Annotated in this window: 22 protein-coding genes and 1 pseudogene; 15 read left to right on the plus strand and 8 right to left on the minus strand. The window is 60.9% G+C overall.

The genetic code is table 11. From position 1 onward, the window contains the following. The first annotated feature begins 77 nt into the window (after window positions 1-77). Entirely contained in the window at window positions 78-1013 is a 936-nt protein-coding gene (gene pbpG, locus EC919_RS01765; protein WP_166650462.1) for a D-alanyl-D-alanine endopeptidase, read from the plus strand. Window positions 1014-1055: 42 nt separating this feature from the next. Here pbpG and EC919_RS01770 read toward each other — a convergent pair whose 3' ends face one another. Next, window positions 1056-1988, minus strand: coding sequence for a magnesium transporter CorA family protein (locus tag EC919_RS01770; RefSeq protein ID WP_133770631.1), 933 nt, complete (start codon window positions 1986-1988; stop codon window positions 1056-1058). Between the two features lie 4 nt (window positions 1989-1992). Beyond that, window positions 1993-3576, minus strand: a complete 1584-nt coding sequence (locus tag EC919_RS01775) for a RimK family protein (protein ID WP_133770633.1) — start codon at window positions 3574-3576, stop codon at window positions 1993-1995. Between the two features lie 89 nt (window positions 3577-3665). Here EC919_RS01775 and EC919_RS01780 point away from each other — a divergent pair, with 89 nt between their 5' ends. The 3 genes from EC919_RS01780 (at window position 3666) to EC919_RS01785 (ending at window position 5622) form a co-directional block, all read left to right on the plus strand. After that, the gene (locus tag EC919_RS01780; protein ID WP_133770635.1) at window positions 3666-4796 is read left to right on the plus strand and encodes a GNAT family N-acetyltransferase/peptidase C39 family protein; all 1131 of its coding nucleotides are present in this window, start codon (window positions 3666-3668) and stop codon (window positions 4794-4796) included. A 114-nt stretch (window positions 4797-4910) separates the two neighbouring features. After that, window positions 4911-5042 (plus strand): hypothetical protein, encoded by a 132-nt coding sequence (locus EC919_RS27560; RefSeq protein WP_279587547.1) that lies wholly within the window; start codon window positions 4911-4913, stop codon window positions 5040-5042. A gap of 121 nt (window positions 5043-5163) precedes the next feature. Beyond that, window positions 5164-5622, plus strand: a complete 459-nt coding sequence (locus EC919_RS01785) for a DUF2214 family protein (protein WP_133770637.1) — start codon at window positions 5164-5166, stop codon at window positions 5620-5622. A gap of 350 nt (window positions 5623-5972) precedes the next feature. On the opposite strand, the gene EC919_RS01790 is transcribed toward EC919_RS01785, so the two are convergent. Further along, window positions 5973-7292: an Nramp family divalent metal transporter gene (locus tag EC919_RS01790; RefSeq protein WP_133770639.1), complete on the minus strand. Its 1320-nt coding sequence runs from the start codon at window positions 7290-7292 to the stop codon at window positions 5973-5975. 114 nt (window positions 7293-7406) lie between these two features. Between EC919_RS01790 and EC919_RS01795 the strand changes: the two are divergent. Then, window positions 7407-8839: pseudogene (locus tag EC919_RS01795) on the plus strand (MFS transporter). A gap of 1014 nt (window positions 8840-9853) precedes the next feature. Here EC919_RS01795 and norR read toward each other — a convergent pair. After that, window positions 9854-11410, minus strand: a complete 1557-nt coding sequence (norR, locus tag EC919_RS01805; protein WP_133770643.1) for a nitric oxide reductase transcriptional regulator NorR — start codon at window positions 11408-11410, stop codon at window positions 9854-9856. A 376-nt stretch (window positions 11411-11786) separates the two neighbouring features. Between norR and EC919_RS01810 the strand changes: the two genes are divergently transcribed. The 8 genes from EC919_RS01810 to EC919_RS01845 all read left to right on the plus strand — a co-directional run bounded on the left by EC919_RS01810 (window position 11787) and on the right by EC919_RS01845 (window position 19371). Beyond that, on the plus strand, window positions 11787-13238 hold the full coding sequence (locus EC919_RS01810; RefSeq protein WP_133770645.1) for a UbiA family prenyltransferase: 1452 nt from the start codon (window positions 11787-11789) through the stop codon (window positions 13236-13238). Next, window positions 13235-14551, plus strand: coding sequence for an FAD-binding oxidoreductase (locus EC919_RS01815; RefSeq protein ID WP_133770647.1), 1317 nt, complete (start codon window positions 13235-13237; stop codon window positions 14549-14551). Before EC919_RS01810 ends, EC919_RS01815 begins: the two co-directional genes overlap by 4 nt. 8 nt (window positions 14552-14559) lie before the next feature. Then, window positions 14560-15300 carry an SDR family oxidoreductase gene (locus EC919_RS01820; protein ID WP_133770901.1) on the plus strand — a complete coding sequence of 247 codons (741 nt, stop codon included), beginning with the start codon at window positions 14560-14562 and terminating at the stop codon, window positions 15298-15300. Beyond that, window positions 15297-16283: a lysylphosphatidylglycerol synthase transmembrane domain-containing protein gene (locus EC919_RS01825; protein WP_133770649.1), complete on the plus strand. Its 987-nt coding sequence runs from the start codon at window positions 15297-15299 to the stop codon at window positions 16281-16283. Before EC919_RS01820 ends, EC919_RS01825 begins: the two co-directional genes overlap by 4 nt. Window positions 16284-16321: 38 nt before the next feature. After that, complete coding sequence (locus EC919_RS01830; protein WP_133770651.1) at window positions 16322-17752, plus strand: DUF2723 domain-containing protein; 1431 nt, start codon at window positions 16322-16324, stop codon at window positions 17750-17752. 104 nt (window positions 17753-17856) lie between these two features. Next, on the plus strand, window positions 17857-18171 hold the full coding sequence (locus tag EC919_RS01835; protein ID WP_133770653.1) for a hypothetical protein: 315 nt from the start codon (window positions 17857-17859) through the stop codon (window positions 18169-18171). Window positions 18172-18386: 215 nt separating this feature from the next. Then, window positions 18387-18809: a cupin domain-containing protein gene (locus tag EC919_RS01840; RefSeq protein ID WP_133770655.1), complete on the plus strand. Its 423-nt coding sequence runs from the start codon at window positions 18387-18389 to the stop codon at window positions 18807-18809. A 295-nt stretch (window positions 18810-19104) separates the two neighbouring features. Continuing rightward, window positions 19105-19371 carry a hypothetical protein gene (locus EC919_RS01845; protein WP_065988488.1) on the plus strand — a complete coding sequence of 89 codons (267 nt, stop codon included), beginning with the start codon at window positions 19105-19107 and terminating at the stop codon, window positions 19369-19371. A gap of 91 nt (window positions 19372-19462) precedes the next feature. Here the strand turns inward: EC919_RS01845 and EC919_RS01850 are convergent, their stop codons facing one another. Both EC919_RS01850 and EC919_RS01855 read right to left on the minus strand, forming a co-directional pair. Beyond that, a complete protein-coding gene (locus EC919_RS01850; RefSeq protein WP_133770657.1) occupies window positions 19463-20224 on the minus strand; it encodes a carbon-nitrogen hydrolase family protein in 762 nt (253 codons plus the stop codon). Between the two features lie 122 nt (window positions 20225-20346). Then, window positions 20347-21891, minus strand: a complete 1545-nt coding sequence (locus EC919_RS01855) for an EAL domain-containing protein (RefSeq protein ID WP_133770658.1) — start codon at window positions 21889-21891, stop codon at window positions 20347-20349. A gap of 224 nt (window positions 21892-22115) precedes the next feature. On the opposite strand from EC919_RS01855, the gene EC919_RS01860 reads away from it, so the two are divergent. Then, on the plus strand, window positions 22116-22508 hold the full coding sequence (locus EC919_RS01860) for a RidA family protein (protein ID WP_133770660.1): 393 nt from the start codon (window positions 22116-22118) through the stop codon (window positions 22506-22508). A gap of 100 nt (window positions 22509-22608) precedes the next feature. On the opposite strand, the gene rlmKL is transcribed toward EC919_RS01860, so the two are convergent. After that, the gene (gene rlmKL / locus EC919_RS01865; RefSeq protein WP_133770662.1) at window positions 22609-24879 is read right to left on the minus strand and encodes a bifunctional 23S rRNA (guanine(2069)-N(7))-methyltransferase RlmK/23S rRNA (guanine(2445)-N(2))-methyltransferase RlmL; all 2271 of its coding nucleotides are present in this window, start codon (window positions 24877-24879) and stop codon (window positions 22609-22611) included. A gap of 571 nt (window positions 24880-25450) precedes the next feature. Between rlmKL and rmf the strand changes: the two genes are divergently transcribed. Next, window positions 25451-25666 carry a ribosome modulation factor gene (gene rmf, locus EC919_RS01870; RefSeq protein WP_133770664.1) on the plus strand — a complete coding sequence of 72 codons (216 nt, stop codon included), beginning with the start codon at window positions 25451-25453 and terminating at the stop codon, window positions 25664-25666. 151 nt (window positions 25667-25817) lie between these two features. On the opposite strand, the gene EC919_RS01875 is transcribed toward rmf, so the two are convergent. Next, window positions 25818-26840 (minus strand): quinone-dependent dihydroorotate dehydrogenase, encoded by a 1023-nt coding sequence (locus EC919_RS01875; RefSeq protein WP_133770666.1) that lies wholly within the window; start codon window positions 26838-26840, stop codon window positions 25818-25820. Window positions 26841-26966 lie beyond the last annotated feature (126 nt).

Here is a 26966-nt window from a genome sequence, read left to right on the forward strand (position 1 = left end):
AATGCGCCGAACTTGTTGTCGTGCTTGAAGAAAGTCCGACGTTCCATGCTATTTCCATCCTTTAGTGAGCTTTGCTCTTGAAAATCCGCCCAACCGTCATCGGCCTATTATTTGCACTTACAGGCTGCGCACTTTCCACCGTCACACTGGCCAAAGAATCACCGGCCATCAATCGTGACCCGGCCAATCTGCACCTGGCCTCCGGCAGCGCCATGATTACCGACTTGCAAACGGGTCAGGTGCTGTACGCCAGCAACCCCGACATCGTCGTTCCGATCGCCTCGGTCACCAAGCTGATGACGGCGATGGTCACCCTCGACGCCAAGCTGCCCATGGACGAGATGATCAAGGTCGATATCTCCCAGACCGCCGAAATGAAAGGCGTGTTCTCCCGGGTCAAGCTCGGCAGTGAGCTGAACCGCCACGACATGATGCTGATCACCCTGATGTCGTCGGAAAACCGCGCAGCCGCGAGCCTGGCCCACAGCTACCCGGGTGGTTACCCGGCGTTCATCCGGGCGATGAACGCCAAGGCCAAGGCGCTCGGCATGAACCATACCGTTTACATGGAGCCCACCGGGCTGTCGGTCTACAACGTTTCCACGGCGCGCGACCTGACCAAGCTGGCCCTCGCCGCACGCAACTACCCGATGCTGCGCGAGCTGAGCACCACGCCGGAAAAAACCGTGACCTTCCGCAAGCCGAACTACATCCTCGGCTTCAGCAACACTGACCATCTGGTGCGTAAATCCAACTGGGACATCAAGCTGACCAAGACCGGTTTCACCAACCAGGCCGGTCACTGCCTGGTCCTGCTGACCAGCATGGCCAATCGGCCGGTGTCGGTGGTCATTCTCGACGCCTTCGGTAAATACACCCACTTCGCCGATGCCAGCCGCATGCGCTTGTGGATGGAAACCGGCAAGAGCGGCCCGGCGCCGGAAGTCGCGCTGCAATACAAGAAAGACAAGAACCAGGTGATGAGGCAGAAGGGTTTGCAGGCGTCGGAATAAGACTGCGCCACGTTCAGTGGGAACCCGTCGGGCGCCCACTGATCACTGACTCGCCCGCGCCATGCGCTTGAGTATCACCACCATCCCCACGCCCAGCCCGGCCATGCCGACCAGCAACGCCGGGTAGCTGATCCACCACGGGACCGGCGTGGTCATCATGCTGTATTCCGACATCCCGCCAATCCCCGCCACCAGATTCAATGGCAAGAACACCACGTTGATCAACGTCAGCTTGCGCAGCAGGTTATTGGTGTTGTTGTTGACCAGATTGCCCCGCGCATCCATCAGGCTGGCGAACACGGTGGAGTAGATGTTCGCCTGTTTGTGGCACTGCTCGTTCTCGATGATCATGTCTTCGATCAGCGCCAGGCTGTCGCCGGAAAACTGATGCTTGTGGGCGTGATTGCGCAGGCGGGTCAGCACCGAACCGTTGCTGTCGATGGCGTTGATGTAATAGACCAGGCTTTCGCTGAGGTTGAACATCTGTACCAGATGGCGACTGTCCATCGACGCATTGAACTGCTGCTGCAGCTCCCGGGCGATCATCTTGATCACCTTGAGGTGACCCAGGTAATGATGGATGTTGTGGAACAGCACCTCCAGCAACACGTCCAGCAGCGTGTGCATCGGACGGTGCTGTCCCAGGTCGCTGATCTGCTTGCTGTCCGCGCAGATCAGCACCATGTGGTGGGGGCTGAGCAGCACCCCGAACGATGAAACATCGAACGAAAAGGTGTCTTTGCCCGAATAGTTCTCCGGGCGCTTCCAGATCATGAACAGCGCGTCCGGATGAAACTCGATGCGCGACACCTCGTCGGGGTCGAGCGCCGAGGCCAGGGCGTGGTCGTCGAGGTTAAAGCGCTCCAGCAGCAGCGTCTTTTCCGCTGCGTCCGGGTCGCTGAACCAGAGCACGCTGGCCTCGGCTTCGGCGCACGCCCGTAACCTGCCCGCCTCCAGGCGGTGGCCCTTGATCATCGGCCTAACCCGCCAGACCGCGACGTTTGATGTCGAGGCGGCGAATGAACTCTTCCAGCACCAGCGCGTACAGATCGTCCTGCAGCCAGGCGTCTTCAATACCCGCGTCGAGGTTGGGGTTGTCGTTGACTTCGATCACCACCACGCGATCACCGGACTGCTTCAAGTCGACGCCATACAGCCCGTCGCCGATCAGGTTTGCGGTCTTCACCGCCAGATCCACCACCGCCCGCGGCGCATCGTGAACCGCGAGGGTGCGGCACTCGCCGTTGATCTCCGCGTCGATGGCCTTGTGGTTGTAAATCTGCCAATGCCCCTTGGACATAAAGTACTGACAGGCGAACACCGGCTTGCGATTGAGAACGCCGATGCGCCAGTCGTATTCGGTGTATAGGTATTCCTGGGCCAGCAGCAGCACCGAATGCTCGAACAACTCCCGCGCCGCTTCCTGCAATTGCTGCGCGTCCTGGACCTTGATCACGCCCTTGGAGAAGCAGCCGTCGGGGATTTTCAGCACCAGCGGAAAGCCCAGTCGTGCCGCCACGTGCTCCAAATCATCCGGTCGCTCCTTGTAGAGAATTTCCGTGGCCGGCATGCCCAGCTTGTGGCTTTTGAGCAGGTCGGTCAGGTAGACCTTGTTGGTGCAACGCAGGATCGACGCCGGGTCATCCATTACCACCAACCCTTCGCTCTCGGCCTTCTTGGCGAAGCGGTAGGTGTGGTTGTCGACGCTGGTGGTCTCGCGGATCAGTAGCGCGTCGTATTCGGCCAGCCGCGAGTAGTCCTTCTTCTCGATCAGCTCCACGTCCACGCCCAGTTGCTGGCCGACGCGGATGAAGTTGTCCAGCGCCTTGCGGTTCGACGGCGGCAACGCTTCCTGCGGGTCGTGCAGAATCGCCATGTCGTAGCGGTACGTGCGAGGCGATCGGGGCTGGCGCCAGATCTTGCGACTGAAACTGTCGAGGGACTGGGCGAACTGGTCTTGCTGATGATCGCGCAGCCGGGTCAAGGCGCCGGTCTTGATGCCGACGATGTGCCAGTTGTCGCGCTTGCGAAACTCCACCAGCAGGATCGGCGCCGGAAACGCCTCGAACAGCTGACGGGCCAGATCCTGCAACGGCGCCAGATCGGTCTGACCAAAATACAGGCTCAGGGTGAAGCCTTCGGTTTCGTCATACGGATGGTCACGCAGCGCGTGCTCAAGGCGCTTGTCGAGGTCGTCCAGGGCCAGGCCGTAGAGGGATTTTCGGGTCAGCTCGCTGATGGTCTTCACCGACGGAATCACGTGGTGACCCCGGGCTTCGGCCAGCAGCGAGCAGTAATAACCGTGACCGAGGTAGCGGTAACTGCGGCACAGGTTGATCACCTGCACCCGCTGGCCGGCAGTGTCCTGGGGCGGATTTTCCAGATAGTCCTGGGCGCTGATCAAGTGTTCGCTGGGCAAGTAAGACGACCAGTCTTCGAGCCGCTCCACCACAATCAACAGCTGGCTTCTGGTTGAAACAGGTCTCAGCGGATTGACATTAAAAGTTGCCGAACGCTGAGGTTGTGCTGATACTTCGTCGGTCTTCACCGGCACCGCATTCATGAGTTGATCCTTCGGGAAACAGTCCTTTCTATAAAACATGGCTTTGTAGAAATGTCCCGTTTCGTTACTCACTCTTTACGGTGTCGGACATGAACTTTATATATCGCCTCGCCCAGCCTGCCGATGTGGATGAACTGTTGGTGCTGGAAAACCAGTGCTTCGAATCCGACCGGCTGAATGCCCGCAGCTTTCACTGGATGGTCACACGGGCCAATGCGCGATTGATCGTGGCGCAGGGTGATCAGCCCGAACAACGCCTGGCCGGTTACGCGCTGGTGCTGTTCCATCGCGGCACGTCCCTGGGCCGGCTTTACTCGCTGGCAATCAGCGACGAGGCTCGGGGCCAGGGCCTTGGGCAACAGCTGTTGGCCCAGGCCGAACAGCATGCCCTTGAGCGTGAGTGCGCCTATCTGCGCCTTGAAGTCCGGCCGGACAACGCCCCGGCGATTCGCCTGTACGAGCGCAACGGCTATCGCCTGTTCGACCGCATCGACGACTACTACGAAGACCACGCACCGGCACTGCGCTACGAAAAACGCATCCGCGAACACGCCACCGGCGTCGCCCGCCATGTGCCCTACTACCCGCAAACACTGGACTTCAGCTGCGGTCCGGCGTGCCTGCTGATGGCGATGAAAGCCCTGCAACCACCGCGCGCCATGCAGCGCCACGAAGAGCTGCAGATCTGGCGCGAAGCGACCACGGTGTTCATGACCTCGGGCCATGGCGGTTGCAGCCCACAAGGTTTGGCGCTGGCGGCGTTGCGACGTGGGTTCGAGGTCGGCCTGCAGGTGTCGGTGCGCGGGCCGTTATTTCTTGCCGGCGTGCGCAGCGAAGAAAAGCGCGAAGTCATGCGCCTGGTGCATGAAGAATTCAGCCGCGAACTGGCCGGCAGCGCGGTCCGTCAACTGGGCAGTGCGCCGCTCAATCTCTGGCAACTGCAACAGGACAACGGCCTGGCCCTGGTGCTGATCAGCAGCTATCGGTTAACCCGCTCCAAGGCGCCGCATTGGGTGCTGGTCACGGGGTGCGATGACGATTTCGTTTACTTGCACGACCCCGACATCGATCACAGCCAACAGCGTCAGGCCATGGACTGCCAATACATGCCGGTCAGTCATAAGGAGTTCGCCGGCATGAGTTGTTTTGGTGCCGACAAACTTCGCGCCGCAGTTGTTTTATATCCGCAGGAGAGTCCGCAGGCGCAGGCGCCTCTATAAACGGCGTCAGGCAAGGCGCTGTTCGCGTAAAGATCCCGTCGTAGTGATTGCAGTCGCACCGGTAAACGGAATGAATGGCCGCTCGGCCTTTGGGCGACTGGTGGGATAAGCGTGATGGATAACTCGGTGATCGGGCTGGTGATTGTTTCGGTGATAGCGGTGTTTGGCTTTTCAGCGTTTTACGTTGACTTCGTTCATCCGCGTCGCAAGCCACGCCTGGAAAAACGACGCAACCTGCAGAAATGAGCCAGGCCCCCCGACGGATTATTTTTCTTGCCCCACTTGATCGCCCAAGGCGTAACGCCAACGACCCGCTAAGCTTGAGACGTTGACGCTTGCTTTGCACATCGCTCGGGGGAGTTGAAACATGCTCATCAAATGGGTACTGGCTGCGTTGCACCTGCTGGCGTTCGGTTTTGCGATAGCGGCGGTGCTGGCAAGGGGACGGGCATTGCGGCGGTTGCGCACGGATGATCCGCGATCGTTCAGGGATGTGTTCGTGGTAGACAATATCTGGGGCGTCTCGGCCGGGATTCTGCTGATCACCGGGGCGTTTCGGGCGTTCGGCGGGCTGGAAAAAGGCTCGTATTACTACCTGCATCAGCCACTGTTTCATCTGAAAATGGCGGCGTTCGTGGCCATTCTTGCGCTGGAAGTGGTGCCGATGTTTGCGCTGATCAAATGGCGCATCGCGTTCAAGAAGAACCAGCCCATTGATACATCCCTGTCGCGCCGGTTCGCGCGGATCAGCCACATGGAAGCGCTGCTGATGGTCATCATCGTCATCGCCGCCACAGGCATGGCGCGGGGGATATTGCTGAGTTGAACTCTTACGGACCACCGCGACATGCAGAGGGATCTGCCGATTTCGCCTGTGGTGCCGCCACCACGCAGCCTGTAGGAGCCGGCTTGCTGGCGAATCCGTTGGATCAGCCATGAACATGTCGGCTGACAGACCGCATTCGCCAGCAAGCCGGCTCCGGATTTTGCGCACGCCCGAGATTGTGCGGGGTACCGAGATCACTGTAGGAGCGCGCTTGTCCGCGAAAGCATCGTCCCCGTGACGAATCGATGGACTGACACACCGCCTTCGCGGGCAAACGCGCTCATACAGGTGGGCGGCCGGCCGGCGAGGCTAGCGTGCATTCGTCAGCAAGCCGGCTCACAGCGCAATGGTCAGGTCACCCAGAAATACATCAAGGTCAGGTTCGCGCCCGAGATCAGTCCGAACAACCCCCAGGCCAGGGTTTTGGTCAGGCGGCTGTTGGCGAACGGCCCCATCAACTGGGGGTCGCTGGTGAAGCGGATCAGCGGCCACAGCGCGAACGGCAACTGCAGGCTGAGGACGACTTGGCTCAGCACCAGCATCTTGCCCACCGCGCCATCGCCAAACCAGATCACCCCAATGAATGCCGGAATCAGCGCCAGCCCGCGGGTGGCCAGGCGGCGTTGCCAGCACGGGATCTTCGCTTTGAGAAACCCTTCCAGCACCACTTGCCCGGCGATAGTCCCGGTGAACGTCGAACTCTGCCCGGCCGCCAATAGCGCGACGCCGAACAGCACGCTGGCGACGGCGCCGCCCACCAGCGGATCGAGCAAATGGTAGGCGTCCTGGATTTCGACGATGTCCGTATGGCCTGTGCCGTGGAACGCGGCGGCGGCCAGAATCAGAATGGCCGCATTGATCACCAGCGCCAGGCTCAGGGAGGCAATGGTGTCGACCCGGGCGTAACGAATGGCGCTGGCTTTGCTTTCGACCGACGTGCCGTTGACCCGGGTCTGCACCACCGATGAATGCAAGTAGAGGTTATGGGGCATCACTGTCGCGCCGAGAATGCCGATGGCGATGTACAACGGTTCCTGATTGCTCAGCATCTCCCACGACGGCTTGAGCCCCGCCACCACGTCCGGCCAGAACGGTTTGATCAGCACCAGTTCGATAAAGAAGCACGTCGCGATGGTCGCGATCAGCCCCAGCACGATGGCTTCGAGACGCCGGAAATTGGCGCCCTGCAAGGCCAGCACGATCACCGTATCGAACGCCGTCAATGCCACACCGGTGGTAATCGATACCCCCAGCAGCAAGTGAAACGCCAACGCCGCACCCAGCACTTCGGCTAGATCGGTCGCCAGGATCGACAGCTCGGCAAGAATCCACTGGCCCATGCCGACCCGGCGGCTGTAATGCTCGGAGGACAGCTGCGCCAGATCGCGGCCGGTGGCGATGCCCAGGCGCGAACACAAATTCTGCAGCACCATGCCCGACAGACTGGCCAGCACCACCACAAACAACAGCGAATAACCGAAGCGCGAGCCGGCCTCAATGGCGGTGGCCCAGTTGCCGGGGTCCATGTAGCCGATGGAAATCAACAGGCCGGGGCCGACGAACAGCATCAGCTTGCGCAGGAAAGACGCATTGGCGGGAATGGCGACGCTGTCGGTGGTCGCCGACGGGCAAAATGGCGCGGTGGCCGTGGTCGGGAGTTTGTACTTCACGGGAATCCGAAACGTGGTGGCGGTCAGCCCCGGAGCTTAAACGCGCAGAAATGTTTTGTCTTGGATCTCTGGGGCACTAACATGCTGCGTCTCACCGATCCGGAAAAAACAATAATGCATGCCGTGCCCGATAGCCCTGACAACGCGCGTTCGCCCCCTGACGGAATCGACCCGATACGCGCAGCGCGAATTTCCGCCGCATCGACCGACTGCCCGCCGTCGCCACGATCTGGAAGCTGGTGGCGCTGCTGTCCATTGGCGGCTTCTTCGAACTCTACGATCTGTTTCAGACCGCCTACATCAGCCCCGGCCTGATCCGCGACGGGCTGTTCGCCACCGGGGCGCAGGGCGTGTTCGGCTTTTCCGACCAGGCGGCGTTTGCTTCGGCGACCTTTCTGGGGCTGTTCCTCGGTGCCAGTCTGCTGAGCCCTATCGCCGACCGCTACGGCCGCCGCGCGATCTTTACCTTCGCGTTGATCTGGTACACCGTCGCCACGGTGCTGATGGGCATTCAGACCTCGGCTCTGGGCATCATCTGCATGCGCTTTCTGGTGGGCATCGGCCTGGGTATCGAACTGGTGACCATCGACGCGTACCTCTCGGAACTGGTGCCCAAGCGCATGCGCAGCTCGGCGTTCGCCTTCGCGTTTTTCGTGCAGTTCCTCTCGGTGCCGTCGGTGGCATTGATGTCTTGGTGGCTGGTGCCACAGGACCCCTTCGGCGTTGCCGGCTGGCGCTGGGTGGTATTGGCCAGTGCGGTGTTCGCGCTGTTCATCTGGTGGCTGCGCTCGCGCCTGCCGGAATCACCGCGCTGGCTGGCGCAACACGGCCGCTTCAGCGAGGCGGAAAAAATAATGGACGACCTCGAAGCCCGCTGCATCAAGGACCACGGCCAGGCGCTGGACGAACCGGAAACCCACAACGTGGCGGTCGAAGGCAAAGGCCGCTTCGCGGATATCTGGCAACCGCCGTATCGCCGTCGGGCGCTGATGCTGATTGTGTTTCATGTGTTTCAGGCAATCGGGTTCTTCGGCTTCGGCAACTGGCTGCCCGCGCTGCTTTCGGGTCAGGGCGTGAGCGTGACCCACAGTCTCGCGTATGCCTTCGTGATCACCCTCGCCTATCCCCTCGGGCCGTTGTTGTTCGTGAAGTTCGCCAACCATTTCGAGAACAAGTGGCAGATTGTCGGCTCGGCCTTGGGCTCGATGATTTTCGGCACATTGTTCGCGCAGCAGACCACGGCGGCCGGGCTGATTTTTTGCGGGGTGATGATCACGTTCTGCAATGCGTGGTTGAGTTTCAGTTATCACTCGTATCAGAGCGAGTTGTTCCCGACCAATATCCGCGCCCGGGCGGTGGGGTTCTGTTATTCGTTCAGTCGCCTGTCGACGGTGTTCAGCAGTTTGTTGATCGGGTTGTTTCTGGATCACTTCGGCACGCCGGGGGTGCTGACGTTTATTGTGATGAGTATGTTGATTGTGATGATTACGATTGGCGGGTTTGGCCCGAAGACCCGGAACCTGGCGTTGGAGGATATTGCTCATTAGTAGCGGTGTTTCCGTAGGAAATCGGTGCGGCGGCTAAGATCAAGATCAAGAGCGTCTGCCTAAGGGCAGACTGTTTCGCCTTCGGCGAGTTACTTGGAAAAAGCACCCCAAGTAACCAAGGGTGCTTGCTCCTGGTTGGGCCCGACTTCGTCGGGTTCCTTCACTCCGGTCTCGCTCCGTAGGCCCGCTGCCATCCGCCATCCATGGCGGGGGGCAGCTCTCGCCGCATCCATGCGGCTCGACCCACTGCGCGAGACCTGCGTTCAGCCTGCACCCAAGTCGCGATTGGCGGTGACCGGACTTTTTGCGTATGAAGATCAAAAGCAGATCACAAGCAGATCACAAGCAGATCAAAGGCTTCCCGGCTGAAGCCGGTCCTACAGGACAACGCGTGCCTTCAGTTGATCGTTCCCCCGCTCCGCGTGGGAATGCATCCCGCGACGCTCCGCGTCATCCTCCAAGGCCTGAATGCGCGTCGTGTGCGGGACGCGAAGCGTCCGAGGCGGCGTTACCACGCGGAGCGTGGGAACGATCCGTCGTCGTACCTGATGAACGCAGTTTTTCTGTAGGAGCCGGCTTGCTGGCGAACGCGATGGGTCAGGTATGAATCCATCGACTGACAGAATGCATTCGCCAGCAAGCCGGCTCCTACAGTGTGAGCTGGGTACAGTCAGTGGGACCGGCTTCAGCCGGGAAGCCGTTGATCTGCTTTAAAAGCGCGTTTGCTCTTCAAACACAAATAGACCAGTCACCACCAATCGCGACTTGGGTGCAGGCTGAACGCAGGTCTTGCGCAGTGGGCCGAGCCGCATGGATGCGGCGAGAGCGCCGTCAGGACATGGATGTCCGTTCGGCGCGGGCCCACGGAGCAAGACCGGAGTGAAGGAACCCGACGAAGTCGGGCCAAACCGAGAGCAGGCACTTTTGCTTACTTTTGGTGCTTTTCAAAAGTAAGTCGCCGAAGGCGAAACAGTCTGCCCCCAGGCAGACGCTTTTGATCTTGATCGAAAAACCCTACCGAATCCCCAAGCGCCTGGCCAGCCGACTCAAATTTGCCCGATCCACATTCAGCTCCCGCGCCACATCCGCCCATCTCCCGCCATGCCGCTCCAGCGCCTCCCCGATCAACTGCTTCTGAAACCCGTCCACCGCCCCCTTCAACCCCTCGCCCGGCCGAATCACCGGCATGACGCCATTCGGATGCACCACAGCAGACGCAGGCACCCCCGACTCCTCAAGACCCAACACGCCCGCCTCGATCGTCAGAATCCGCGGCCGCTCGCCGTGAACCGACAACGCCTTGAGCACCGCGCGGCTGATCAGATGCTCCAGCTCCCGCACGTTCCCCGGCCATGCATATGCCAGCAACACCGCCTGCGCCTGCGCACTCATACGCAAACTGCGCAGCCCCATTCGCGCGCGGTTCTCCTCGAGAAAAAATCCCGCCAGCAACAACACGTCGCGCCCCCGCTCGCGCAGCGGCGGCACTACCAACGGGTAAACGCTCAGACGGTGATAGAGATCCGCGCGGAAGCGCCCGGCGCGCACTTCTTCTGCCAGATCACGGTTGGTCGCGGCGATGATGCGCACGTCCACGCGATGCTCCTGATCGGAGCCTACGCGCTGCAACTGACCGCTCTGCAACACCCGCAGCAACTTCGACTGCACAGGCAGCGGCAGCTCGCCCACCTCGTCGAGGAACAACGAACCGCCGTGGGCCAGCTCGAACTTGCCGCTGCGCCCGCTGACCGCCCCGGAGAACGCGCCTTTGACGTGACCGAACAGCTCGCTTTCCACCAGCAGCTCGGGCAGTGCGGCGCAGTTCAGGCTGATCAGTGGCTTCGCCGCCCGCGCCGACTGCAGGTGAATGGCCTCGGCCACCAGTTCCTTGCCCACGCCGGTTTCGCCGGTGATCAACACCGTCAGCGGGCTATTGCCCACCAGCTGGATTTCCTGCTGCAAACGCTTGTGCACCGGGCTTTGCCCGATCAGCTCCCGGGGCCCGCGTCCGCCAGCGGCGCGTTTGTAAACCTCGGCCAGCGTGCGTTGATCCTCAAAGCCGCGCGCCAGCTGGCTGATCCGTTCGCTGGCCATGACCGTTGCCGCTGCAAGGCTGGCAAACGCCTGGAGATCACCCAGATCGACACGGCCAAAGCGCGCCGGATCAAGGGAGTCCAGCGTAATCACCCCCCACAGCGTGTTCTGCACATACAGCGGGCAGCCGAGGCAATCGTGCACTTCAAGGTCGCCATGCACGCCTTCCACCAACCCGTCGTAGGGATCCGGCAGGTCGCAGTCGGTGGAAAAACGCGTGGGTTCGCGGCTTTGCAGAATGATGTCCAGCCGCGGGTGCTCCCCCAGCCGAAACCGTCGCCCCAGCGAGTCCGGGCTCAAGCCCTCGACCGATAGCGGCACCAGCACGTCATCCTCCAGTTTGAGCAACGCCACGGCGTCGCACGGGAACAGCTGGCGCAGCGACCGCAGCAGACGGCGGTACCGCTCATCGTCCGGCAGGTCCCGGGACAGGTCGGCGACCAGCGGAATCAGCGCGAGCAGCAATGGATGGGTCATGGAAGCTCTCGGTAATGGGGTGCTAAGGGAGCGCAGGGGCGAGTCATTATGACTGCGATGTGAGTCGAAACGACAGCGCCGTCAACCCATCGCCTCCTGTCCATCCCCCAGCAAGCGGTTTCAATACAGCCAAAGAGAGATCGCCGAATTAATCACGGCACTAAACCGTCACGCCTGCGAAGTCATTAGTTGGTCGCCAATTCCCCGGCAGCGCCAGTCTCGTTAGTGTGAAACAAGCTCGCGGACTTTCCTCGAAAACGCGCCATTTAATTCTGACGCCACCCCGCCGACGTGACGGGCGAGGCTCTTTAATTTAAATGAAGTGGTGAAAATTCTATTTTGTTTATAGTCCGGTGACCCTACAGGAGCACTCACCATGGCCAGAATTCAGGGACGAGTTCTTGAAACTTCCCCTCCGTTGGTAGTTGATCTCGACGGCACGTTATTGCGCTCGGACCTGCTCATGGAAACGGCCATGGCGTTTATTCGAGGACAGCCGCTGAAAGCCCTGAACATGCTCGGCTGGCTGTTCAGAGGCAAAGCCGCGCTGAAAGAAGGCCTGGCGCTCAACTCGGAAATAGACGTCTCCGTGCTGCCTTACGATCCGCAGATCATCGAGATGATTCAGCGCGAGCGAGACACCGGCCGCATGGTGGTACTGGCGACGGCAAGTCATGTAAGCCTCGCCGAGCGCATCGCCGAACACCTGCAGTTATTCGATCTGGTGCTGGCCTCCAATACCAACCGCAACTTGTCCGGCAACAACAAGCGCGACCTGTTAGTTGCGCACTTCGGTGAAGGCGGATTCGATTACATCGGCAACTCCAAAGATGACCTGCCCATATGGAACGTGTCGCGCCAGGCCTATGTCGTCAATCCCGACCGAGGCGTGGAAGCCAAGGTAAAAGCGCAAGTCCGCGTCGAGCCGACCATCCGCAGCAACACGCCCAGCCTGCGGGACTGGCGCAAGGCCCTGCGCTTGCACCAGTGGCTGAAAAACGCCCTGATCTTCGTGCCGCTGCTGGCCTCCCATCGTCTGGCGCAATTCGAGTTGATGCGCGACGGCGTCATCGCATTTCTGTGTTTTGGCCTGTGCGCGTCCAGCGTCTACATCCTCAACGACTTGCTGGACCTGTGCGACGACCGCCATCACAAGAGCAAATGCAACCGGCCGTTCGCCAGCGGGCGTCTGTCGATCAAAGCCGGGCTGGTGATGGTGCCGACGCTGCTGGCGATGGCCTTTGGCGCCGCCCTGTTGCTCCTGCCGTGGCAATTCTCAGCGGTGATGGCGGCGTATTACGGCCTGACCCTGACGTATTCCCTGAGACTGAAACGCCTGATGGCCTGGGACGTGATCGCCCTGGCGATGCTTTACACCGCGCGGATCATCGCCGGTGTGGCGGCGTTCAGCCTGACCCTGACGTTCTGGATTCTGGCGTTTTCAATGTTCATTTTCCTCAGCCTGGCGATGGTCAAGCGCTACGCCGAGCTGCGCGATGCCCGCGTCCGTGAGGTGAACACCCTGGCCCGCGGCCGCGGCTACCACCCCGGCGACCTGGACATAATCGCCTCGCTGGGGGCGTCGTCGGGTTACCTCGCGGTGATGGTGCTGGCGCTGTACATCCAGGACGCGAAAACCACCGAGCTGTACGTCACGCCGCACATCATCTGGCTGGCCTGCCCGCTGCTGCTGTTCTGGGTGACGCGGGTGTGGATGCTGACCCATCGCGGGCAGATGAACGAAGACCCGGTGGTGTTCGCCATCCGCGACCGCACCAGTCAGTTGATCGGCGCTGCGTTTCTGATGATGTTCTGGATCGCCGCATGAGCACGCCGTTGTATTCCTGGGGACGTTTCCCCCGCCGTCCGCAACGCGGGCACGGCTGCGTGTGGCTGGACGAACTGCCTGCGCAGATGGACCGCGTGATCGGCGCTCACCGCAGCAGCCTGCCCTACGGCAACGGTCGCAGCTACGGCGACAGTTGCCTGGCCGCCAGCGATGAAGTGCTGCACATGCGCTCGCTGGACCGGTTGATCCAAACCGACTGGAGCACCGGCGTGATCAAGGCCGAAGCCGGTATCACCCTGGCCGAAGTGTTGGCCGTGTCCATCCCACAGGGCTGGTTTTTGCCGGTAACGCCCGGGACTCAGTTCGCCACGCTGGGCGGTGCCATCGCCAACGACGTTCACGGCAAAAACCATCATGTGCGTGGCACCTTTGGCCGCCACGTGCTGAGCTTCGGCCTGTTGCGCCACGGCGAGCCGGAGAGGGTCTGCACGCCCGTCTCACAGCCCGGGTTGTTCGCCGCCAGCATCGGCGGCCTCGGTCTGACCGGGATCATTCACTGGGCGCAGATTCAGCTGATGCCGATCCGCGCCAGCCAGATCGACACCACCACGGTGCGCTTCGCCAATCTGGCGGAGTTCTTTGCGCTGTCTGCCGAGCTCGACGCGCATCACGAATACAGCGTCGCCTGGGTCGACTGCCTGGCGAAGGGTGCGCAGACCGGACGCGGTGTGTTCATCGTCGGCGACCACGCGCAATACGGCTCCCTCCAAGTCGGCCAGCGCAAGAAGCTCAGCGTGCCGCTGACGCCGCCGGTGTCGCTGATCAACAAGATATCCCTGAGCGCCTTTAACAACCTGTACTGGCACCTGCACCCTGGCCAGCGCAAGCAGGGCCGCAGCGCTTATGAACCCTTCTTCTACCCCCTCGACCGGATCCTGCACTGGAACCGCATTTATGGCCGTCGCGGTTTTCAGCAATACCAGTGTGTGGTGCCTGCGGCGAATGCGGAGGCCGCCATGGGCGAACTGCTGCGCACCATCGCCGAGGCCGGCCAGGGCTCGTTCCTCGCCGTGCTCAAGCGCTGTGGCGATATGGCCTCGCCGGGCCTGCTGTCGTTCCCGCTGGAAGGCGTCTCCCTGGCACTGGATTTTGCCCAGAGCGAGGCGCTGGAGAACGTGCTGTTTCCGCGTCTGGACGACATTGTTCGCGCCGCCGGCGGCCGGTTGTATCCGGCCAAGGACGCGCACATGAGCGGCGCCGATTTCCGTCGCGCGTACCCCGCCTGGGAGCAGCTGGAAGCGCTGCGCGACCCCTCTTTGATGTCCCGTTTCTGGAGCCGTGTGATCTTATGAAAACTGCAGTGAAGAAAGTCCTGATCATCGGCGCCACCTCCGCCATCGCCAGTGCCTGCGCGCGTTTGTGGGCCACGCAAGGCAGCGATTTTTTCCTCGTGGCGCGCAACGTCGAGAAGTTGCAGCAGACCGCCGCCGACCTCAAGGCGCGCGGGGCGACCAACGTCACGCTGCACGAGATGGACGCCAACGACATCGAGGCGCACCCGCTGATGATGGGCCGTTGCCTGACGGCCCTCGGCCAGATTGACATCGCCCTGATCGCCCACGGCACGCTGCCCGACCAGAAGGCCTGCGAGCGTGACGTGCACATGGCGCTGAAGGAATTCGCCAACAACTGCACCTCGGTGATCGCCCTGCTCACCGTGCTGGCGATGCAGTTCGAAACCCAGCGCTGCGGCAGTCTGGCGATCATTTCTTCGGTGGCGGCTGACCGAGGCCGCCCTTCCAACTACCTCTACGGCAGCGCCAAGGCGGCGGTGTCGACGTACTGCGAAGGCTTGCAGGCGCGCCTGTTCAAGGTCGGCGTACACGTCACCACGATCAAGCCGGGCTTTGTCGACACGCCGATGACCCAGGGCTTGTCTCTGCCGGCGGCCTTGCTGGCGCAACCGGCGCAGGTCGCCCAGCGCATCGTCAAAGGCATCGCCAATAAAGTGCCGACGCTCTACGCACCGGGTTTCTGGGCGTTGATCATGCTGGTCATTCGGTCGATCCCGCAGCCGGTGTTCAAGAGGCTGAACCTATGAGCGAAGCCGTATCTGAGCCTTCGCACCTGTCCGGCTGGCGCTACCGCGCAGTGGTGCTGTCGGTGGTCGGTTCGGCGCTGGGCTATCTGGGTTTTTCGCTATGGGGCGGCTGGCAGGCGGTGGGCGCCGCGGTGAGCGAGGTCGGGCTGATCGGCATTTTCATCGCGCTGTTTATGTCGTCGGTCAATTACGGCCTGCGCTTTGTGCGTTGGCAGACCTACCTGAAGGTGCTCGGCCATCCCATGCCGTGGCGGCCGAGCCTGAACATTTACCTGGCCGGCTTCGCCCTGACCACCACGCCGGGCAAGGCCGGTGAGGCGTTGCGCGGCGTGCTGCTCAAACGCTGGGGCGTGCCCTACCCGCAGAGCTTCGCGGCGTTTTTCAGCGAGCGGCTGTCGGACCTGTTTGCGGTGGTCTTGCTGACCCTGTTCGGCCTGTCACTGTACCCCCAGGCATGGCCGATGATCGTGGTCGGCGTGGCGCTGGTCGCGGTCGGGCTGGTGGTGCTGTCGCAACGTCGCCTGCTTGAGCGGATCACCGAAAAGGTCCCGGCCGGTGGCGGCAAGGTGCTCGGGCTGCTGCGCCATCTGCTGCAGGTGCTGGTGCATGCGCAGCAATGCCATCGCCTGCGCCTGATGCTCGGGCTGACCGCACTGAGCGTCGTCGCCTGGAGCGCCGAAGCCCTGGCGTTCGACTGGATTCTGAAATGGATGGGCGCAGACATCCCGCTGACCTTCGCGGTGTTCGTCTACGCCCTGGCGATGCTGGCCGGCGCGGTGAGTTTCATGCCCGGCGGGCTCGGTGGCGCAGAAGCGGTGATGGTCGGGTTGCTGGTCTGGAAAGGCATGGACAGCGCCGATGCCGTGGCCGCCACCGTGCTGATTCGTCTGGCCACCCTGTGGTTCGCCGTGGCCATTGGCGCGGTGATGCTGATCAGACTCAAAAACGAGGCCAAGACGCCTCAGGCTCAACCCATTCAATAACGCTTTTCGACAGGATTAAAGGGACAGGAGTGCAAGTCATGGTGGCAGCAGTACGTTATCGAGCGTTATTTGGCATTCCCCTCTTGTTGGCGGTGGCCGCCGTCCTCTGGAGTTTTCTGGCCTCCAGCGGACCGATTCAGTGGATGGACAACGGCATTTTCATCGCCGACGCCTCGGAGGGCCGCTACTTCAGCGAAACACTCGGCCCACTGGATCACCCGTTGTACCTGTTCGTTACCACCGCGTTGTTCGCGAATTTCGGCCCGTTGTTGCTGAGTTTCATGAACTCGATGCTGCTGATCCCGCTGGGCTGGGCGATCTTCCGTCTGGCCAAGGGCGTCGGCGCGACCTCGCAGCAGGCCTTGCTGGCGATTGCCGCTGCAGTGTTGTGCCATTGCGTGTTCTGGGTCTCGACCAAGGCCGAGGTTTACCTGTTGCACACGCTGCTGGTGACCCTGGCGTACATGGTGCATTTCCGCGATAAATCGCGCTTGGGCCTGCTCACCGCACTGTTCGTCATCGGCATGCTCACCGGCCTCGCCGCCGCCATTCATCAACTGACGTTCATCGTGTTGTTGCCGCTGTATGTGCAACTGGTGTGGCAGCATCGAGCGCGGGTTCTGCTGACGATTCCAGGTTTTGTGCTGGGCTTTGCGGTGGCGATCCCCGGCATTCTGCAGGAGCTGCAAAACGGCCTGAGCCTCATTGATATCGGCCACCGTTACCTGATCGGCATCCCCGACAAAGCCACCGAGCAAAGCTGGCAGGGTTCGCTGTTTCGCTTCGATGAAATGTGGCACGAGAAGAACTCGGTGGTGCTGTTGATGCTGTCGCTGCTCGGCCCGCAACTGGTGGCGCTGGTGCTGTTCCCCAAAAGCAGGCGTCTGCGACTGTTGTGGTGCGCGGCAGTGCTGAACTTCCTCTTCGCGGTGTCGTACAACGTCACCGATCGGTTTACGTTTTTCCTGCCGGGTGCCGTGCTGTTGAGCATCATCGGCGTGATCCAGGTGCAGGCGTGGCTGGCGCGACACAACGCCGCCGTTGTCGCCTACGCCCTGCCCTTCGGCGGACCGGTGACGATCCTGGCGGTCTACGCGATCTATGCGAGCGGCGTCGTGGCGTTGCCGACCCACAAGGAACCGCTGCCTTTCCGTGACGATATCCATTACTTCATGGCACCGTATCTGCGGGATCGTTCGGCGGAGGCGTTCGTGCACAGTTACGAAGAATCGGCTCCCGCAGGCGCGCTGATCGTCGCCGACTGGACGCCCAACGGCGCATTGCGTTCAGCCCAGGCCAGCGGCCTGCTCAAGGGCCGGACGATTGCGCTGTGCGAAGGCGCGCAGGATATCGAGTCATACCTCAACGGCCCCGGTGCCTTTCTGGCGCGGACCAGTTATTGCTCGAGCATTTCAGATCGTTTTGATCTGCAGACCTTGGCGGTGGGATACGAACTGCGCGCGAAATAGCTAAAACCGTGTTGATCATGGAATGACCGTCCGTCGGGTGGAATGCACCTCTTGCGTTGGCCGGTAGACCAATAGGTATCCATGACAACAAAGGGATTCACATCATGATCAAGACTAAATTGACTGCCCTGACACTCGCTGGCCTGATGGCTGTTGCTGCTGGCTCTGCGTTCGCTGGCTCCACCGGCCCAACCGACCCGATCGACAAAAACGGTCCGAAGCCAAGCACCTCGACCAGCGGCCAGAGCAGTGACGGCAGCTCGCCAGGCACTTCGACCCCAGGCACCAAAGGCATGGGCAGCACCAACGGCACCAACCGCACCGACGCTGACGGCGGTGGGATGACCAACGGCAGTGGCATGGGCGGCAGCGGCGGCGGCACCGGCGGTGGCGCGAGCGGTTCCAGCGGCAGCAAGTAAATCGCTGTGCTGACCTTGTGCCCTTGAGCGAGAGTAGCGCCAGGGCTGCACTGAATACGATGAAGGGCCGAATCTGATTCGGCCCTTTTTTCGTTTCCGGTCTGGTTTCCGGGATAAAGCGATTGGCCCCCTGATCTTCCCCGGAATTGGACGTGTGCGTCGGGCAGCTGCGAGCTTAGCGTGGTGGTCATCAATCGCTGCCGGATGAGCCACTCATGAAACCGCTAGTACACGTCGTCGCCCCGCTCTATTGCCTGGCCTTTGCCGGGATGATGTCCTTCGGCAGCGCCCAGGCCCACGATGCCGAGCAGGAAAAGGTCACCGTGCTGGAACAGCACCCGATGCTCAACGCGCCGGGTAAAGAAGCCATGGTCCTGACCGTCGAGTACACGCCAGGCCAGGCCTCCATCGCCCACAGTCACAGCGGCAGCGCGATTGCCTACGTGCTGGAGGGTGAGGTGATTTCGAGAGTCAACGACGGCAAGGCGATGACCTATAAGGCAGGCCAGACATGGTACGAACCGGCCGGGTCCGGGCACTACGAATCGCGAAACGCCAGCGCGACGAAGCCTGCGAAACTGCTGGTGTTCATTTTGCTGGACGACAAGGCCGACATCCTCACGCCGCTGCCGAAGTGACGTTGAGGGTGATCAAACCGGCCGCGGCACTCCGTAGGACCGGCTTCAGCCGGGAAGGCGTTGGGCGTTACGCCGCAATATTGTGGATGTTCATGCAGGCCTCTTCCCGGCTGAAGCCGGTCCCACTACACGACCGCGTGCTGTCAGTGGGACCGGCTTTAGCCGGGAAGCCGTCAGACCAAGCACTGCAACACCGGGCATGGAAAGCCGGGGCTAAATTTTCCGCCGCCGCTGTCGATACGCTATTCGTAGAGCCCGAATATCGGGTCGGACCGAATCAGTGAAAGGCAAAAGTATGTACACAAACATTTTTCTGCTGGTAGAGCATGGCCGCGATCAAGGTGAAGTTTCTGTTTTGGGCTGGTTCGATGACGAACGCGCCGCGCAGGACACCGCCGAGGCCATGGAGTGGAAAGCGTATCGCGATGAAGCCAAGCGTCATCACCAATGGTCAAGCCAGCCATTGCTGCCGCCTGACCAGACGGCTCATCGTCGGTTCTGGGTCAAAGGCATTTCCAAATTCAGCCATACTCCGGCGCCCCGCTCCTGGGCGGTGCATTGATCCCTGTTGAGTAGAAACTCAACGTAGCGGGCACCGCCAAGGTGCCCCGCTTTTTGTGATTTTCCGACGCTGGCTCGTCAGCAGAACTGACTCAAAACATCGTCGGCCACTCGACGAGCTCCCCCTGCCAGATACCTTGATGCCGACGGGCAATCAGCAGGCAGTCGCCCGTACCCGTCGCGCTCACCACCCGCTCACCTCCGGGTGACCAAAATGCGCTGCGTCCCGCGCAGGCCCAGCCTCCCGACGGTCCGCCATGGTTGGCCATCAACACGCCCATTGAATGCTCGATGGCGTAGCCCTGCAGCACCTCGGCATCTCGCGCATAGCCTTCTTCGCTGATCAGCACGCTGCTGGCGTATACACTGGCTCCGCCACGCGCGGCTGCCCGGGCGTGGCTGGCGTGGGTGAAATCCGCACAGACCGAGAGCGCAACGCGCTCAGCCCCGATGTTCACCGGCGCACCGCCCTCCCCCCCGCTGAAAACCGCCTCTTCTCCCGGATGAAGATGCTGCTTGGTGTAGACCGACTGCGATCCATCGGCCGCCATCACCAGCGCGCCAATCAGGATGATTTCGCTGCCGGGTTGGCGCAGTGGCAGCCCCACCACAGTCGTCATCCCTGACTGCGCCGCGAGCTCCCGCAGCGGTTGCAAACACTCGGCGTCAGGTGCCTGAGCGAGTGCGCGCGCTATGGACGGCCCGTAGCCGGTCAAGGACAACTCGGGGAACAGCAGAAACTGAACGCCATGCTCGACCGCGCGGCGCATGATTTGAAAATGCCGGTCGATATTAACGTTGAGATCACCGGCGACCGAGCAGTACTGCGCAGCGCACATTACGAGGGTTGTCATAAGGGCTCATTTTTCAGAAAGTGCGGGAGTTGAGAATGCTTCGAGCAACCTGCCCTGCAGCGGCGGCACGTCGTCATTACCCTGCAACAGCGCCTCGACCTGGGTTGCATCGCCGAGATTCCCTAGCTGTGGTTTTTCGAAGTGACGAAGTTTAGAAAATCATGGGGAGGCAATGCCTTCGAATATAACCACCCTTGAGCGTAATCCACTTTATACATTCGCAGGTAATCGGCCTGATGGGGGCTCTCGATTCCCTCGGCCACAATTTCAAGACCCAGGGTTTTAGCCATCGCAATAATATGCGTCACCACCGAGCTGGACGCTGAGGACTTATCGATGGCGTCCACGAAAGACTTATCTATCTTGAGCACATTGACAGGAAGCCGCTCAAGATATTGCAAACTGGAATACCCCGTACCAAAGTCATCGATTGCAATCTTGAATCCTAGCGCCCGAGCTTTTTCAAGTGTCGTAACGGCCGACTCAACATCGATGAAGCCTCGCTCAGTGGCCTCTATCCATATTTGACTGCTGTCAATCATCGAGCCTTTCAACGCATGATCAAGCGTGTCAAGAAAACGCCCGGTTTTAAGATCCTCCGCACAGATGTTAATCGCCACATGAAGGTTGCGGTTATCTCGCAGAAGTTGTGCCATGTCTCTGACGACGCCATAGATGACTTGGTCAGTTATGGGCAGAATAAGCCCTGTTTCTTCAGCCAACGGAATGAACTGATCAGGGGCCACAACCGTTCCGTCTGGTCTCACCCACCGGACCAACGCCTCGGCCCCTAAACATTCTTGCGTTTCAAGATCAATGATCGGTTGATAGTGAACAGTGAACTCACGTTGATTGATCGCGATCTGCAGCTCCGCAGTCGGCGAGAGTCGGTTTTGCATGACTCGGATGACTGACAACACAACAATGATGCCGATCCCCAGGCCTATGGGCAGCATCCAGGCCAGCTCGCTATAGAAACTGGTATCGACGCTTTTTATGGGCTCTGCCACAAGGGCGGACCAGTCGTCTTGAGTGGAAACAGCGTACAGATAGTCTTTACGCTTGGGATCTGGACTTGACACGAGTCGGGAGATGGTCTTTTCATCCGCGCCCTGAGACATATTCACCAATTGGCCCTGGTAAAAAACACCGAGCTGCATTCGCTCATCCAGAATAATGTCGCTGAGCCTTCCTGCATTTATAAGGACGGTGTAGGCGCCACGATGCATGATCGTAATCGGCTGGATCCCTTGGTCTCTGGGGATGAGGCGAACATTGATTTGATAGCCTCTCGCATCGGTATAGGTCGACGTCGTCGGGCCAGACAGTATCGACGTGCTTCCCCATGATGTGCAGGCAATAGACCCTTGTTCGAGATAATCAATTTCCTCCACCGCACGGGTATTAACGGTCGCTTTTCGCATTAAGGAAATATGCTCGGGAGAACACGGCACTCCAGACGAGCCCTCCATGTCCGATATAACATTTAGTCCTTGTTGCAATGACAGGCTAATGTTTTTGAGTGCTCGCTCGGAGTAGGTCGCCAAATGAGTTCTTTCTTTGGCAAGGGCCCTTTCCCAAGAAATGTAAGCCATCGCTATCATAGGCAAAACAGCCCCTATCAGCCCTGACAGGGTGGCTATTAAGATGACTCTGGATTTACGCATTCCCTTGCCTCGAAAAGTGGACTCATCCTTTACTGATGCTCGTTACCTTTCGCTCAGAGTGTGATTTATCCTGGACTACCGAGCAAGGAGGCGCGCAAGGTTTTCACCTACCCAAACAATCTGTACATCCCGTCGCCGCCCGAAAACCCAAAAGCCACTCACTGGACGGAAGTCCGGCACCTGAGATAGCGTGCCCCTCCCACACGACTCAAGGCGTCCACCCCATGACCGACCGTCAACTCATCGTCCCCGATGAAATGCATTTACTCGCCGAGCGCGCGGGCTACGCGCCCGCCGTGAAGGTCGGCAAAACCCTCTACTGCGCCGGGCAAGTCGGTCGCAACCACGAGCTGACCGTCATCGAAGACCCGGAGCAGCAGTTCATGGCGGCGTGGGAGAACCTGCGGCTCGTGCTGGCCGCCGGAGGATGTACCTTCGAGGATGTCGTCGACCTGACCACCTACCACATCGATCTGCACCGGCATATGCCCGTGTTCAGGGCGGTGAAGGACAGCGTCTTCCCTCGTGGCACCTGTGCGTGGACGTGCCTGGGCGTCAGCGATCTTGCAAAGCCTGGCCTGCTGGTGGAAATCAAATGCGTCGCGGTGCAGCGCTGATCATGAAGGGGGTGCCTTGCGCGGGACACGCAAGGCGAAAGGGCTTGGACAACGCAGGCTGACCCGCCGGGTATTCCGACACGTCAGCCTGGCCATCGCCTCAACGCGCGGTGATTTTCCACGCCCGGTGGATCTTGCCGTTACGGGCAAAGTCCGGGTCGACGGTGTGCTGGGTGATTTCCTCTACGGCATAACGCTCCACCAGCGTCTCTTCGAGCTGGAATTTGCGGAAGTTGTTGGAGAAATACAGCACGCCGCCCGGCGCCAGGCGCGCCATCGCCAGGTCGATCAGCTGAACCTGATCGCGCTGCACGTCAAACACCCCTTCCATGCGCTTGGAGTTGGAGAAGGTCGGCGGGTCGATGAAGATCAGGTCGTACTCTTCGCGACTGGCCTCCAGCCACACCATCACGTCGCCCTGCTCCAGACGGTTCTTGTCCGAGAAGCCGTTCAGCGACAGGTTGCGACGCGCCCAGTCCAGATAGGTTTTCGACAGGTCGACGCTGGTGGTGCTGCGCGCGCCGCCTTTGGCTGCGTGCACGCTGGCGGTCGCGGTGTAGCAGTAGAGATTGAGAAAACGCTTGCCCGCCGCTTCACGCTGGATGCGCATGCGCATCGGCCGGTGATCGAGAAACAAACCGGTGTCCAGGTAATCGGTGAGGTTGACCAGCAGCTTCACGCCGCCTTCGTTGACCTCGTTGAATTTACCCTGGGCGCTTTGGCGCTCGTACTGCTTGGTGCCGCTCTGCCGCTCGCGGCGCTTGACCACCACGCGGTTCTTGTCGATGCCCAGCGCCTGGGGGATGGCCGCCAGGGCGTCGAACATCCGGATCGAGGCCTTTTCCGGGTCGATGGACTTCGGCGCCACATACTCTTGAACGTGGACCCAGTCGTGGTACAGGTCGATGGCCATCGCGTACTCGGGCATGTCCGCATCGTAGACGCGGTAGCAATCGATGCCTTCGCGCTTGACCCACTTACCCAGCGCCTTGAGGTTCTTCTGCAGGCGATTGGCGAACATCTGCCCGCCTTCGCTCAGGCGCGGCTGCTCGATGACCGGCGCAGGGGCCGGCGTCGGCTTGATCGGATTGCCATTCTTGTTGTACTGGCGCTCTTGCGGCTCGTCCGGCGTCTGATCGTAGGCGGCTTGCTCACGCTCGGCCTGACGCTGCTCGGGAGTGCGACGCTCGCCGGTAACGAACTGGTCCGGCAGCACTTTGATCAACAACAGCTTGCACGGCAGTGCGCCGTTCCAGAATGCGTACTGCTTGTGGCTGCGAATGCCCATGCGCTTGCCCAGATCGGGCGCACCGGTGAACACCGCCGCCTCCCAGTTCAGGCAGGCCTGACGCAGACGCTCGCCGAGGTTCTGATAGAGGTACAACAGGCTGGCTTCGTCGCCAAGGCGCTCGCCGTACGGCGGGTTGCAGATCACCAGACCGGTCTGGTTCTGGTCCGGACGCGGCTCGAAGGTTGCCACTTCACCCTGGTAAATCTTGATCCACTCGCTCAGGCCGGCGCGTTCGACGTTGTTGCGGCCTGGCTGAATCAGGCGCGGGTCGGCTTCGTAACCACGAATCCACAGCGGCGGCTTGGCCAGACCCGCTTGCGCACGTTCCAGTGCTTCGTCATGCAGCTTGCGCCAGATCGCCGGAACGTGGCCCAGCCAGGCGGAGAAGCCCCAGCGCTCGCGCTTGAGATTGGGCGCGATGTCGGCGGCAATCATCGCTGCTTCAACCAGGAAAGTGCCCACGCCGCACATTGGGTCGGCGAGCGCGCCGCCTTCTGCGGCAATGCGCGGCCAGCCGGAGCGGATCAGGATCGCGGCGGCCAGGTTTTCCTTGAGCGGCGCGGCGCCTTGCTGCAGACGGTAGCCGCGCTGGTGCAGGCTGTGACCGGACAGGTCAAGGGACAGAATCGCTTCGCCTCGGTCCAGACGCAGGTGCACGCGCAGATCCGGGTTGAGTTTGTCGACCGACGGACGTACGCCGTCTGCCGTGCGCAGGCGGTCAACGATGCCGTCCTTGACCTTCAATGCGCCGAAATGGGTGTTGTCGATGCCCGAACCGTGACCGCTGAACTCCACGGCCAGCGTGCCTTCGGCTTCAAGATGGTCAGCCCACTCGATGTCGTGCACGCCGTGGTACAGGTCCTCGGCGTCCTTCATCGGGAAACGCTTGAGCACCAGCAGCACCCGGTTGGCAAGCCGCGACCACAGACACAGCCGGTAGGCAGTTTCCATGTCGGCGGTGCCGCGGATGGCGGAAGTGTGTTCGCGGGTTTCCTCGAGACCAAGGGCGGTGGCTTCCTCAGCCAGCAAGCCTTCTAGGCCTTTGGGGCACGTGAGGAAAAGTTCGTAACGGTCCGACATGAGTATTCCAGAGCCTTGGGCTATAGCGGCCGGACAACGCATTGTCCGGCCCGATTCCAACAGACGCCTTTCAAGGAGGACGCCTGCGCGGCACACAGTTTGTGCCTGTCCCTCGCACCGATACATTTCGAGTGCGACGGTCCGCCAGCACGTGAGCGCCGACGTTTTGATGTTAAAAAACCACTATTCAGCACGACGGCGGCTGCAATAAAAAGTCACATCGCTGACCCTTCGTCGTTTTTCCGCTGACTGCAAACGGCCAGCACTCTCAATTGCGAAACACTTGCACTGCCACGGGAAAGCCCCGGTAGAAAGGGGTCCCCTCGAAAAACACTTGTCAAACGAGTGGATGCTTATGGTCGTAATGCCTGAATGGTTACGTTCTTATGACAAAACGATCATTCACAGCGCATCTTTCATTGGTTAGAAATCAACCAAGGTCATCGCCGCAACGGCGGTGGCATCAAGCCCGCGACGCCGGCAGCGGGCCGCTAACGGCAGAAGATTTTCTGCCGGACCTCAACCTGAGGTCTCCAGGGACATTACAGTCAACAAACGAGGGCAACACCCTATGAGAAGACTTAAGCGTGATCCGATGGAAAGAGCATTTTCGCGCGGATACCAATTTGGCGTATCCGGTAAATCCCGTGAGCTTTGCCCCTTTACTCTACCGTCAGTGCGTCAAGCCTGGATCAATGGCTGGCGAGAAGGACGCGGCGACAATTGGGACGGTATGACCGGCACTGCGGGCATTCACAGACTCAACGAACTTCACGCGGTCGGCTGACGCCACCCTCACGTTACAGCCTGACCTAAAGCTTCTTCGACATTCTTGATCGCTCCACCATTACCACGCACGCCCCACCCGGGCGGCGGGCTAACGCCCAAGAGGGGTTCCAGTCGGAACCCCTCTTTTTGTCCGGATGAAGCGGGATGGATCAGCGGGACATCGACGCGATCGCGTCCACTGACTCGCGAATCAGCGCCGGCCCCTTGTAGATAAAGCCCGAATAAATCTGCACCAGACTCGCCCCGGCAGCGATCATCTCGGCTGCGTGCCTGCCTTCGGTAATGCCGCCGGCAGCAATGATCGGCAAGCGCCCGCCCAACTCACCGGCCAGCACCTTGACGATGTGCGTGCTCTGCTCGCGCACCGGCGCGCCCGACAGCCCGCCCGCTTCGTCGCCGTGGGGCAACCCTTCAACGCCCTGACGGCTGAGGGTGGTGTTGGTGGCGATCACCGCGTCCATACCCGACTCCAGCAGGGCGCTGGCGACCAATACCGTTTCCTCATCGCTCATGTCGGGGGCAATCTTGATCGCCAGCGGCACGCGCTTGCCGTGAAGCTGCGTCAAGGCTTCCTGACGCAAGCGCAAGGCTTCAAGCAACTGCTTGAGTGAATCGCCGAATTGCAGGCTGCGCAGGCCCGGGGTGTTGGGCGAGCTGACGTTGACGGTGATGTAACTGGCGTGGGCGTACACCTTGTCCAGGCAGATGAGGTAATCATCCACGGCGCGCTCAACGGGCGTGTCGACGTTCTTGCCGATGTTGATGCCCAGCACGCCTTTGTACTGCGCGGCCTGCACTCGGCTGACCAGATGGTCGACGCCCAGGTTGTTGAAGCCCATCCGGTTGATGATGGCTTCGGCGTGGGGCAGACGGAAGACGCGCGGTTTCGGATTGCCCGGCTGAGGGCGCGGCGTGACGGTGCCGATCTCGACGAAACCGAAGCCCAGTTGCGAGAAGCCGTCGATGGCCGCGCCGTTCTTGTCCAGCCCCGCCGCCAGCCCGACCGGGTTGGGGAAGCGCAGGCCCATGACGGTCACCGGCAGCTGCATCGGTGCCTTGTTGAACAGGCCATTGAGCCCCAGACGCCCGCCCGCTCCGATCAGGTCGATGGACAGATCGTGGGAGGTTTCCGGGGAGAGTTTGAACAGTAACTGGCGGGCCAGGTTATACATGGGCGGGGGCGGCTCGATTGCGGCTGGGATCAGCGGCGGATTATAAACGCCGCTGCGGGCGAAGCGCGAGGCATGTCGAGAACTTTGCTTACAACCTCGACTCGCGCTGGCATATGGCTTGCTTAG

It is taken from the genome of Pseudomonas graminis (assembly GCF_004364335.1).
Taxonomy (GTDB): Bacteria; Pseudomonadota; Gammaproteobacteria; order Pseudomonadales; family Pseudomonadaceae; genus Aquipseudomonas; species Aquipseudomonas graminis_D.